Source organism: Pseudoalteromonas sp. TAB23 (genome assembly GCF_000498075.1).
In the GTDB taxonomy this organism is placed as follows: domain Bacteria; phylum Pseudomonadota; class Gammaproteobacteria; order Enterobacterales; family Alteromonadaceae; genus Pseudoalteromonas; species Pseudoalteromonas arctica.
On the sequence record NZ_AUTP01000135.1, the window covers coordinates 988 to 12,051 of the forward strand.

The window sequence follows — 11,064 nt, forward strand, 5'->3', positions numbered from 1 at the left end:
GTAGCCGTTATAGCATGCGCCATGATGCAGCACCACTTAGAGCCCCGACTACACTTGAGATGCAAGACGCTATAGTTACCGAAGTAACTAAAAGCGCCAGCGCTAGCCGCCCATATACAGTGCTTGGTAAAAGTTATTCGCCCATGCTTGATGAGACAGGCTTTAGTGAAGAAGGCATTGCCTCTTGGTATGGTCGTAAGTTTCATGGTTATCACACCTCAAATGGTGAAACGTACGATATGTTTGCCATGACCGCAGCGCATAAAACGCTGCCACTACCTAGCTTTGTTAAAGTAACCAATACAGCAAATGGTAAATCGGTAATCGTACGCGTGAACGACCGGGGCCCGTTTCATGACGATAGAATAATTGACCTTTCGTACGCAGCCGCTTACAAGCTTGGCTATTACACCCATGGTACAGCAAAGGTTAAGCTAGAAGCCGTTACGCTTGCGGGCGCAACTGCGCGTCAAACCTATATTCAGGTAGCTGCAGGTAGTACACTTGCTAATATTGAAGCGCTTGCCAGCACATTGCGAGAGCAATACAAATTACCAACAAATATCGTTCAAAAAGACGACATTTACAGACTGCATTTAGGGCCAATAAAAGATACCCCTCATGCAGACGAAGTATTAAAAAAATTAAAACAAAATCAATTTCAAAACGCGTTCTTGCTTTACACTCAGTAAGACTAATACCCAAACTACCCCAGGATGCAGAATTCAGCGTTGCACTGGGGCTTAATATCTAGGCGTTACTTTGTAGAAATGGTAATCCCTTTTAAAAAGTAACAACACAGAGAGTAAGCTCCAGTGAAACGCCCTAAGGGTTGGTTTAAAAACGATTTATACTGCGTTATTGATTTGAACAATAGAGTAACTATTATTTGCAATCAATGCCTTGCCTAAATCGTTTTTAACTCCAACTGAAACTCGCATCTCGGGGTAGTTTGGGTATAGAATGGCGTAACGCGAATCTTTAACTTTAACCATTAATGAGTATGATGAAATCTATTAAACATAAAATCCTCAAAGGTGTATGCGGCCTAGTTTGTACAGCCGCCGTATTTTCAGCCAGCGCCCAAATTATTCCGGCACCACCTCAAGTTAATGCGAAAGGTTATTTTTTAGTCGACTTTACAACAGGTAAAGTTATTGCTGAAGGTGAAGCTGATACACAGCTAGCACCTGCAAGTTTAACTAAAATGATGACCAGTTATGTAATTGGTACTGAAATTAAAGCAGGTAATATTGCCACTACCGATATGGTAACGGTAAGCGAAAAAGCATGGGCTAAAAACTTCCCAGAATCTTCAAAGATGTTTATTGAAGTAGGTAAGCAAATTAGTGTTGATCAGCTTAACCACGGTATTATTATCCAATCAGGTAATGATGCATGTGTTGCAATGGCTGAGCATATTGCTGGAAGCGAAAGCGCATTTGCTGATTTAATGAATGCCCATGCTGCTAAATTAGGTATGAGCAACAGCCACTTTATCAACAGCCACGGCCTTGATACTGACGAGCACTTCACAACGCCTCGCGATATGGCGACACTTGGTGCTGCACTTATTCGTGATGTGCCAGATGAATATGCACTTTATAAGCAAAAATCGTTTACTTATAACGGCATTAAGCAATATAACCGTAACTCATTATTGTGGGACGAAAGCTTAGATGTTGACGGTATTAAAACTGGTCATACATCAGAAGCTGGCTACAGCCTAGTTACCTCAGCAACTAAAAACGATATGCGTTTAATTGCTGTTGTTATGGGTACTACCAGCGAACGTGCTCGTAAAGTAGAAAGTAAAAAACTACTTAACTATGGTTTTCGTTTTTATGAAACAATTACTCCGTACAAAGCAGGCGATAGCTTTGCAGAACAACGTATTTGGATGGGTAACAAAGAAAATGTATCTTTAGGTATTTTAGAAGATACACCGATTACTATCCCACGTGGTCAGCATAAAAACCTTAAAGCTAACTTTGAGCTAGATAACACGCTTGAAGCACCACTTGCTAAAGGTACTAAAGTAGGTACGTTATTCTTACAACTAGAGGGCGAAGATATTGCTCAATACCCACTAGTAACACTTGAAGAAGTGGAAGAAGGCAGCTTCTTTAGCAAAATTTATGATTACTTACGTTTACAGATCATGCAGTAATTTATAGCTCCCCTATTAACGTGGGTAACTAATTTAAACGTCTCCACTGTGAGGCGTTTTTTTTTGCTTGAAAAATGTTAGAATGCGCCCCATATAAGCAAGACTGCTAATTGCCTATCTGTATTAAGCTTCGAGCTTGCATAGAGTCCACACTTTTGTATGAGGAGTCACCGTCGTGGTTCAACCTGTTAAAGATACTAAATTTGATGAGTACCTAGAGTACCCTTGCCCATTTACATTCAGAATAATGGGTTTAGCTAATGTAAACTTAACTGATCAAATTTTAGCTAAGTTACAACCAATAGCACCTGGCGATTACGCCCCTAAAGTAAAACCAAGCAGCAAAGGTAATTACGAGTCAGTAAGCCTTGTAGCAACGGTTACTAGTGGCAAACACATTGAAGAAATTTACAACGTGATCAGCAATATTGATGACGTACGCCACATGCTTTAAGCCATAGTTGGGATTTGTTGTGAACGAAAACACTTTGATCGTACGCCAACTGGGTCGTCAGCGTTATATGCCAATTTGGCAAAAAATGCAGGACTTTACCGACACCCGTGATGAAAATACGCCAGATGAAATTTGGCTTGTAGAGCACGAGAGTGTATTCACCCAAGGTCAGGCTGGTAAGGACGAACACTTACTAGCTCCTGGCGACATTGAGGTGATTAAAGTTGACCGTGGCGGACAAGTAACTTATCACGGCCCTGGCCAGCAAATGATGTATGTATTATTTAATCTACGTCGTTTAAAGATTGGTGTACGTGAACTGGTTACATGGCTTGAAGAGTGCATTATTGAATCACTCGCCGAGTATGGTATTGAAGCTTATGCTAAAGCTGATGCACCCGGTGTTTACGTTAACGACAGCAAAATTGCATCCCTTGGGTTAAGGGTTCGTCGTGGTTGCTCGTTTCATGGCTTAGCATTAAATGTTAACATGGACCTAAGTCCATTTTTACGCATTAACCCATGTGGTTATGCGGGCATGAATATGGTGCAAACTAAAGAATTAGATGGTCCTCAAAACCTAGAAAGTGCAGGTGAAGGATTGGTGAAACACATGATCAAGAAGCTTAATGCAACACAGGTTAAGCATACTGAAGGGTTTGAAAACGAATGAATAAACCAGTCAAAATGGAACCAGGTGTAAAACTACGCGACGCAGAAAAAATGGCGTTGATCCCAGTAAAAGTTTTACCTACAGAAAAAACTGAAATGTTGCGTAAGCCAGAATGGTTAAAAATTCGCTTACCTAAATCAACCGATCGCATTGACGGCATTAAAAAAGCGCTACGTAAGCATGGCTTACACTCGGTATGTGAAGAGGCTTCGTGCCCTAACCTATCTGAATGTTTTAACCACGGTACAGCTACCTTTATGATTTTAGGTGCTATTTGTACTCGTCGTTGCCCATTTTGTGATGTTGCCCATGGTCGCCCATTAAAACCTGATGCCACTGAACCTGAAAAGCTAGCACTTACTATTAAAGATATGAAGCTAAGCTACGTTGTAATCACTTCAGTTGACCGTGATGATTTACGTGATGGTGGTGCACAGCATTTTGCCGATTGTATTCGCGAGATTCGTAAACATAATCCAACTATCACTATCGAAATTTTAGTACCTGATTTTCGTGGTCGTATGGACCGCGCATTAGAGATATTAATCGAGACGCCACCAGATGTGTTTAACCACAATCTTGAAACTGCGCCACGTTTATACAAACTAGCTCGCCCAGGTGCTGACTATAAATGGTCATTAGAATTACTTCGTCGCTTTAAAGAAGCTCACCCAGAAGTTAAAACTAAATCAGGCTTAATGGTAGGTTTAGGTGAAGAAATTAGCGAAATTGAAGAAGTGCTTCGCGATTTACGTGCACACAACGTTGACATGCTAACTGTAGGCCAATATCTACAACCTTCTAAGCATCACTTACCGGTTAAACGCTACGTGCCACCAGTAGAGTTTGACGGCTTAAAAGCGTATGCAGACGAAATTGGCTTTACTCACGCGGCTTCAGGTCCGTTTGTACGCTCAAGCTACCATGCTGATCAACAGGCAGCGGGCAAAGAAGTAAAATAACCACTTTTATCAAAGAATAAAAAAAGCCGTTAATAATGCATAATTATTAACGGCTTTTTCATGCTAATTGATAAAATAGCTTACTGCGCTAACTTACCTCTTGTGATAGAAAAATCAGCAAACCTAACACGTTCTTCATCAACTCGAAGGCTGTCGGTTTCAACAATTGAGCGGTATATTCCCCACTTAGGACGAGCAAAATCATCATCATTAAAGCCGCGCCACATATCTATGTTTTGCTCGCTTATATTAAATATCTCTGCGTTGTCGCTTAAGCGCGTTAATGTCATATTAAGCTTACCACTTTCACTAAATGTAGCTTGTACAAATACCTCGACCCATTCATCTGTAATTAAAGACCAGTCGGTTTCAATTAAGTTTTTATCAAGACCCGTGCTGTTGCCGTTTTCATCAAACCCTGCGCTATATCGAACCTGTAGTTGATTACCTGTACTATTTTTTTGCGCTCCTGAGAGAGTGATAATAGGCTGATCGTCATTACCATTGGTGTTGTCGTTACTCTCGTTACGGGCTTTTATTTGAAAAAAATGGCTAAACTTACTCGTAAGCTCAAGCTCGCTACTTACTTTAAATTTCCAGCTGTATTGAAATGTCTCACCCTCAAACGCCAGTGTTTCTTGCGGTGATTTATCGTAGGTTTTTATTTCGTTGCGTTGCCTGTCACTTGCACCTTTGTCTTTATCTTGGTCATCATCTCGGTGGGCTAAAAATACAAAATGGCTACCAATTATCGTATCGGTATCTTCGATAATATGGACAACACTTTCATGATTGCCAGCGTATAAATCTGGAGATTCAATTGACCCTTCGCCGAATGCATTTTCAATAAGTGTGTATGCGTCAAGTCCCGAATCTACGCCATCTGATTGCAATAACACGTGCGAGATGCTCTCAAAGCCATCAGCTTGAGTTATTGGTGCACCAACAATTGTTATGATAATTTGTGCGCCAGTACCATCTAAAGAGTTTACTGTTATTGTGTCTTGCAGTGTTTCATCTTCACTTAAAGATGTTATTGAAGCGTTTAAATCATCAAGTGTGTATGACCAATTTCCACCAGCATTTAAGCTAAAAAAACCATAGCTAGTAGCGCTATTTTCTTGTGCTATAAAAGCAGCCTCACCGGATTGTTGATCAGTAATGGTTAATGAGCCTGTTATTGCATCATTACTATCACTTATAACTTCGCCTCGGCTATTACCACCAATTATTGCTGGAGTTTTTAAAGTAATCGCTTCATTATTTTGCACCGTAGAATCAGAGCCAGAGCTGCCACAACCAACAACTAAACAAGATAGAAGTGCGGTTGTAATTACATTACGCAGTTTAAGATTATATTTAGGCATTGTTAGCTTTATAGTTAATAGTAAGTTAATAAAACATAAACTTACCAATTAACTATGCAAATAACCACAACTCAATTACCAATTAACATGACCAATTTGATGGCAATCCATTTAAAATTATAAAAGCTATGTTTTTTCAGTGTGATACAAACAATTATTCCTATAGAACGTTTATTTATATATGTTTTAAAATAAAATTAGGTTAAAGCTGAGTTACTTGAGATAATTAGTACTGACATAATTATTTAGGTTCATTATGAAACTATTAGTTCGTAACTTGTCTCGTGCTACCACTGAGCATGAGCTTCGTACTTTATTTGCAGAGCACGGTAAAGTGACTACCTGCAACTTGGTACTTGATAAAGAAACTGGCCAATCTAAAGGCTTTGCCTTTTTAGAAATGCCAAACGACATAGAAAGTAAAAGCGCCATTAAAGCACTTAACCAATCTACTGTTGATAAAAGTAAGATCCGCGTAAAGCTTGCAGACGCATAAAGCTAACTGCAACTTATACTAAAAAACCAGCTAATGCTGGTTTTTTGCTTTTAGTGCCAAGTATTGTATTTAAGCTTTATATTTAGCTAAAAAAACTAAGCGGTTATTAAGCCGCTTTTTTTATACTTATAGTGCCCAATATTATAAAAGAAGCAGACAGCACAAAAAATGTCTCCTGCTCAGCTAATATTGCAGCAGCAAAAAATGCAATGCCACTAGCTATAAATAAATACCCACTTTTTTTACATTGGCTCATTATGTGCTCCCTTAGGTTGTTCGTTATTTATACACCTTATAAAATCAATCTGCAATTGAATGAAAAGTTCTCTATAAAAATTCGACATCGCTGCGGTGCTTCCTTTATATTGAAAGCCTAATAAAATAACAATATGAAAACTATGGCATCTACTCTTATAAAAAGCGCTAGCCTAAGCTTACTAGTTGCACTCTTTGGCTGCTCAGAGCCTGCAAGCGAGAAAACCCCATTAGAAAATACAGCCGGTGTAAGCCTTAGCAATATTAAACAGCATATTAAAACGCTAGCCTCTGATGACTTTCAAGGCCGAGGCCCGCTTACTCATGGCGAAGTGAAAACAGTAGGCTACTTAAGCGAGCAATATAAAGCGCTGGGTTTAACCGGTGCTTATAAAGGTAAATACTTACAGCCTGTAAAAATGGCAATGGTGACTGCTAATCAGGATATGCAGTTAAAGGTAGGTGATTTGAGCTTTGAATCAGGTAAAGACTTTACCGCACGTACCGAGCAACTTCAGCCATTAATTGATGTAAGAAGCTCTGACGTTGTATTTGTTGGCTATGGCATTAATGCGCCAGAATATAGCTGGAATGACTATAAAAATATTGATGTAACTGGTAAAACAGTGGTTGTGCTGGTTAACGATCCAGGCTTTGCTACTCAAAACGATGCCCTTTTTACTGGCAATGCAATGACCTACTACGGTCGCTGGACTTATAAATATGAAGAAGCGGCTCGCCAAGGTGCAAAGGCTGTATTTATTGTTCATGAAACTGCACCTGCGGCATACCCTTGGGGCGTAGTTGAAAGTTCAAACACCGGCACCAAATACACGTTAATGGATAACAATTTAAACGCGTCTAAATTACCGGTTATGGGCTGGCTAACACTTGATGCGACTGAGAAAATGTTTAACGCCGCAAAGCTTAACTATCAAGATTTAAAACAAGCAGCATTAAATGATGACTTTAAAGCGACGCCACTTAACTTAAAAGCAAACCTTGCCTTTAAAAACGAAGTATCTCATGCAAAATCGCATAACGTAGTTGCACAAATTACAGGTAGCGAATCACCTGACGAATACGTTGTTATTAGCGCTCACTGGGACCACTTTGGTACTAAACAAACTGATACTGGCCCTAAGATTTATAACGGCGCAGTAGATAACGCTTCAGGCACTGCAGCCACGCTTGAAATAGCACGCATCATGAGCAAAATGAATAAGCAAAAACCATTTAAACGCTCAATTATTTTTGCTAACTTTACAGCAGAAGAAACGGGGTTAATTGGTTCTGAAGAATTTGCATCGGGTGCGGTTGTACCTACAAAACAAATGGTCGGTCTATTAAATATTGATGGCATGAACGTGCTTGATGGCACTGACTACATTTTACAATACGGTAAAGATTTATCGACAATGGAAAACTATTTAGCAAAGGCTGCAAAATCACAAGGCCGTGTTGTTAAAATGGATCCTCGAGCGCAAAATGGCTTATTTTTTAGATCTGATCATTTCTCACTTTCTAAGCAAGGTGTACCTAGTCTATTATTTATGAGCCTGGGCGATACCGATCCTGAGTACATTGCGCATAAGTACCATAAAGAAGCAGACGACTACTCTGCTGATTGGTCGTTAGGTGGTGTTAAGCAAGATATAGATCTTATTGTTGATATAGCCACTCAACTTGCAAACAATGGCGATTGGCCAAAGTGGACGAGCGAGTCTGACTTTAAAGCTAAACGCGCGCAAGATAAGCAATAAATAACTATTAATAGTTATGTAATATAAAAATCCTCCTACTTGGAGGATTTTTGTTTTAAACGAGCCCGCATTAATAGCGTTTCGGCCTTTGCCCCTAAGTAAACATAAATAGCCAGTGCAATTAAAAGCCCCACTACTGCAAGCATCATCGCTATTGCAGGCATTAAATATTCCGATTGCCCCAGCGCCGCTTTAAACATAGTTAACAGCGCCTCAATTGATATAGCAATCAACACGGTAGATATAAACCGTGTAATAGTGCGACGCGTAGATGAGTGCCTAAAAATATCCTTATGCATAAGGATTTCTTCTTCGAGTATTGTTTTACCTAAATCGAATACTGCTAATGCTAGGGTGATGTAAATAATGATACTAAAGGGTTCAAGTGGGTCTGATGAGGTATCTACATGGGTTAATAGCGCGTATATATCATTAAAAACGATATTCAGTAAAAATAATACTAAGCAAAATAAGCACGCAACAATAATACCGTAACCCGCTTTAAAGTAAGGCGACATATTAGCGCGCGCAGTATCACCCATTACAAACTCAATAAGCTGCGTTAAGCTCACATCGACAACCAAGTAATGTTGATTATTAATTGGTTTAATCGCCGATATACATAAATGGTTAGTCGCTATAGAAATGTAGGGATCAGTAAAGCACACTCTATCACTTGTTTTAGCGTTCAAAAAATAGGGTCGCTCGCTTAAGTCTTGTTGATTACCACTTTCACCTAGTTTTTTGCTATATGCCCGTTTAAAGCAGACATTATTACCCTGCTGCAAACCTTCTGCATTTAAACAATATTGTAATTCTAAAAATGGGTACTGCTTAATCAGGTAGCGGGTATCACGTTCTTTAGTTAACCCATCCTCAATACTCATCAAAATAGATTCAAGTAAGCTGTGTATTACATGCTCATATTCGTGGTAGCGCTCAACACTACTGATATAACTCATTCGCGCCATTTTAAATACTCATTAACCTAAGTTATAAATAGATTTGCAAGTTTAAAACCAATAATAAAATAACTTAACAATCAGCAACTTAATGATATTCAAACTCGAGTTTTGCACTACTTTGGTGACTAAAAAGTAATATATTAAATTAAATGCACAAAAAAGCAGCTAAGTATTAATTACTTAGCTGCTTTGTGAGTATGACTGGTAAGGCTTTACGACTAACTTAAATATAGAGCCTGTTACTGAACCTTCGAAAACTCTTCTTTAGATAATTCGCCATTTCCATCTGCATCTAATTGATCAAAAAGCTGTACTAGTTGCGAGTTTACTTGGGCTTCTGTTTTACTAATTACGCCGTCGCCATCAGTATCAAAAGAATCAAAATCTACCGCAGCAAACGCCGCTGAAGAAGAAGCTAGGGCTACAAGTGCTAAAGTTTTGTGTAATGTTTTCATAATCGTTTCCTTAGGCTTTGAGCCTGATTAGGGGTAAGAAGTCCTTTTCAAAGATCCTTTAGGAGTAAAGTGTTTATAAATTAATATTCAAAAAAATCATTTTCTGTCGGACCACCGCTACTTTGAACATTCAGCTCGTCAAATTGCTCTATCACTTGCGCCGATTCTTCAGCTTGGCTAATTAAAGCGTTGTCGCCTGCATCGAGTGTTTCAAAGTCTGTGTTTGCAAATACTACTGACGAAGAAACAATAGCCATAAGTACAAATGTTGATTGTAGCTTTTTCATAATTTAATCCTTCAAAAGTATGCGGTGTCCTAAATAAATTTGCTCTATAGTGCTCTCTAGTCACTTCCTGGTTATTCTTTTTAGTAGGCTCCCTTGCCTACTTAGGTTGTCTTTGGCAACTCAGAATTTAGATAACATTACAGAGCATTAACTGCTTAAACTGCTTAAGGCTTTAATTTTAGGCCTTAGAAAACTCATCTTCAGATAGCTCACCATCTTGGTTTGTATCGAGTTCTTCAAATTTGCTTAAAAGCTCAGCATCAACTGATGCTTCGGCTTGGCTGATTGCGCCATTACCATCTACGTCTAGCGTATCAAAATCTGTTGCTGCAAAAGCCGCTGATGAAGAAGCTAGCGCCATTAGTACTAATGTTGATTGAAATGTTTTCATAATAGTATTCCTTCATTGGGTTGTTGCGATTAAGGCCTTTGGCTTTCATCACGTTTTGCTTAATACACTCTAGCTATTACAACTTCGGTGCCACTTTTTATTTGTTATTCAAAAACAAAGAGTTAAACGATATAAAACGAGAGAAGCTTAATTTGGGGAGGTGTTATTGTTGCTATTTAGCAACAGTCATTTAACTAAAAACAATAAATCGATATAAATCAATTGGTTAAGTTTAATTAAAAAGACACACTTTTGTTAAAAAGCCAATAAGGGGGGCGTTTGGGTTAGTCTTCAAAATAAACTGAATATAAACATGGAAGTAACATAGGATTTATTCGCGACTATTAAATAATTAATTTGCTTATAATCAGTAAGTTACATTTTTTTTGAGATTTATTATAAAAATTTTGGAAGGATATTTTGAAATTAACTGTTTTGTTGCCAAATGGCGAATTACTCAGAAAGAATGTGATATATGAGCTAAGTTATAGCATTGAGTTCATAACTTAATGCGCCGTAAAATATAGGTTCGCTTGAGTTAAGCAAACCTATATCGTGTTCCAGCTATCTGCAAAAGTGCCGCTATTAGGGCGTGTTGATCTTTGGTGGGTGAATTTGCAGCAGTATGTTTGGTTTTTAGGCAAGGCAGAGCCTATGTAGTGTGGTTATTCCCCATAAATAGGCGATAACGCAGCATAAATACCAAACATGCACTGCCCTTTGGGTTCTTTCTAGGGACGATCAACTCTTTGTTGCTCGGTTTTTACTTAGCCCACTAGGTTACAAACCTCGCGCCGCGATTTAATCGCCCCTAGATTGAACAAAT

The 11,064-nt window shown here is 38.8% G+C and carries 13 protein-coding genes (1 of these 13 only partly in view); 7 read left to right on the forward strand and 6 right to left on the reverse strand.

The window, feature by feature from the left end:
• From L654_RS0105090 to lipA, 5 genes are all read left to right on the forward strand, one after another.
• Positions 1 to 692: the 3' portion of a septal ring lytic transglycosylase RlpA family protein gene (locus L654_RS0105090; protein ID WP_024607462.1), read on the forward strand. It extends 82 nt beyond the left edge of the window; the window shows 692 of its 774 coding nt (coding positions 83-774); its start codon lies beyond the left edge, outside the window; its stop codon occupies positions 690 to 692.
• A 314-nt stretch (positions 693 to 1,006) separates the two neighbouring features.
• Positions 1,007 to 2,170 (forward strand): serine hydrolase, encoded by a 1,164-nt coding sequence (locus L654_RS0105100; protein ID WP_010554697.1) that lies wholly within the window; start codon positions 1,007 to 1,009, stop codon positions 2,168 to 2,170.
• A gap of 175 nt (positions 2,171 to 2,345) precedes the next feature.
• Positions 2,346 to 2,624: a DUF493 family protein YbeD gene (ybeD, locus tag L654_RS0105105; protein ID WP_002958517.1), complete on the forward strand. Its 279-nt coding sequence runs from the start codon at positions 2,346 to 2,348 to the stop codon at positions 2,622 to 2,624.
• A 19-nt stretch (positions 2,625 to 2,643) separates the two neighbouring features.
• Positions 2,644 to 3,297, forward strand: a complete 654-nt coding sequence (gene lipB, locus L654_RS0105110) for a lipoyl(octanoyl) transferase LipB (RefSeq protein WP_010554695.1) — start codon at positions 2,644 to 2,646, stop codon at positions 3,295 to 3,297.
• Entirely contained in the window at positions 3,294 to 4,259 is a 966-nt protein-coding gene (lipA, locus tag L654_RS0105115) for a lipoyl synthase (RefSeq protein ID WP_002958515.1), read from the forward strand. The genes lipB and lipA overlap by 4 nt, the downstream gene beginning before the upstream one ends.
• An 80-nt stretch (positions 4,260 to 4,339) precedes the next feature.
• Here lipA and L654_RS0105120 read toward each other — a convergent pair whose 3' ends face one another.
• Positions 4,340 to 5,626 (reverse strand): VCBS domain-containing protein, encoded by a 1,287-nt coding sequence (locus L654_RS0105120; RefSeq protein WP_024607463.1) that lies wholly within the window; start codon positions 5,624 to 5,626, stop codon positions 4,340 to 4,342.
• Positions 5,627 to 5,882: 256 nt separating this feature from the next.
• Between L654_RS0105120 and L654_RS0105125 the strand changes: the two genes are divergently transcribed.
• The gene (locus L654_RS0105125; protein ID WP_007585551.1) at positions 5,883 to 6,122 is read left to right on the forward strand and encodes an RNA-binding protein; all 240 of its coding nucleotides are present in this window, start codon (positions 5,883 to 5,885) and stop codon (positions 6,120 to 6,122) included.
• Between the two features lie 106 nt (positions 6,123 to 6,228).
• Here the strand turns inward: L654_RS0105125 and L654_RS1000000128140 are convergent, their stop codons facing one another.
• Positions 6,229 to 6,378 (reverse strand): hypothetical protein, encoded by a 150-nt coding sequence (locus L654_RS1000000128140; protein ID WP_007585545.1) that lies wholly within the window; start codon positions 6,376 to 6,378, stop codon positions 6,229 to 6,231.
• 142 nt (positions 6,379 to 6,520) lie between these two features.
• Between L654_RS1000000128140 and L654_RS0105135 the strand changes: the two genes are divergently transcribed.
• On the forward strand, positions 6,521 to 8,140 hold the full coding sequence (locus L654_RS0105135) for a M28 family metallopeptidase (protein WP_024607464.1): 1,620 nt from the start codon (positions 6,521 to 6,523) through the stop codon (positions 8,138 to 8,140).
• A 35-nt stretch (positions 8,141 to 8,175) separates the two neighbouring features.
• Here L654_RS0105135 and L654_RS0105140 read toward each other — a convergent pair whose 3' ends face one another.
• From L654_RS0105140 to L654_RS0105155, 4 genes are all read right to left on the reverse strand, one after another.
• The gene (locus L654_RS0105140; RefSeq protein ID WP_024607465.1) at positions 8,176 to 9,111 is read right to left on the reverse strand and encodes a PDC sensor domain-containing protein; all 936 of its coding nucleotides are present in this window, start codon (positions 9,109 to 9,111) and stop codon (positions 8,176 to 8,178) included.
• 233 nt (positions 9,112 to 9,344) lie between these two features.
• Positions 9,345 to 9,560 carry an EF-hand domain-containing protein gene (locus L654_RS0105145; protein ID WP_002958509.1) on the reverse strand — a complete coding sequence of 72 codons (216 nt, stop codon included), beginning with the start codon at positions 9,558 to 9,560 and terminating at the stop codon, positions 9,345 to 9,347.
• Between the two features lie 80 nt (positions 9,561 to 9,640).
• Entirely contained in the window at positions 9,641 to 9,847 is a 207-nt protein-coding gene (locus L654_RS0105150) for a hypothetical protein (protein WP_024607466.1), read from the reverse strand.
• Between the two features lie 178 nt (positions 9,848 to 10,025).
• Positions 10,026 to 10,238: a calmodulin gene (locus L654_RS0105155; protein ID WP_007585535.1), complete on the reverse strand. Its 213-nt coding sequence runs from the start codon at positions 10,236 to 10,238 to the stop codon at positions 10,026 to 10,028.
• Positions 10,239 to 11,064: the final 826 nt, after the last annotated feature.

Excerpts from the sequence above, each read along its gene's own strand:
- L654_RS0105100 (WP_010554697.1), top strand. The coding sequence starts at position 1,007 with ATGAAATCTATTAAACATAAAATCCTCAAAGGTGTATGCGGCCTAGTT.
- lipA (WP_002958515.1), top strand. The coding sequence starts at position 3,294 with ATGAATAAACCAGTCAAAATGGAACCAGGTGTAAAACTACGCGACGCA.
- L654_RS0105120 (WP_024607463.1), bottom strand. The coding sequence starts at position 5,626 with ATGCCTAAATATAATCTTAAACTGCGTAATGTAATTACAACCGCACTT.
- L654_RS0105125 (WP_007585551.1), top strand. The coding sequence starts at position 5,883 with ATGAAACTATTAGTTCGTAACTTGTCTCGTGCTACCACTGAGCATGAG.
- L654_RS1000000128140 (WP_007585545.1), bottom strand. The coding sequence starts at position 6,378 with ATGAGCCAATGTAAAAAAAGTGGGTATTTATTTATAGCTAGTGGCATT.
- L654_RS0105135 (WP_024607464.1), top strand. The coding sequence starts at position 6,521 with ATGGCATCTACTCTTATAAAAAGCGCTAGCCTAAGCTTACTAGTTGCA.
- L654_RS0105140 (WP_024607465.1), bottom strand. The coding sequence starts at position 9,111 with ATGGCGCGAATGAGTTATATCAGTAGTGTTGAGCGCTACCACGAATAT.
- L654_RS0105145 (WP_002958509.1), bottom strand. The coding sequence starts at position 9,560 with ATGAAAACATTACACAAAACTTTAGCACTTGTAGCCCTAGCTTCTTCT.
- L654_RS0105150 (WP_024607466.1), bottom strand. The coding sequence starts at position 9,847 with ATGAAAAAGCTACAATCAACATTTGTACTTATGGCTATTGTTTCTTCG.
- L654_RS0105155 (WP_007585535.1), bottom strand. The coding sequence starts at position 10,238 with ATGAAAACATTTCAATCAACATTAGTACTAATGGCGCTAGCTTCTTCA.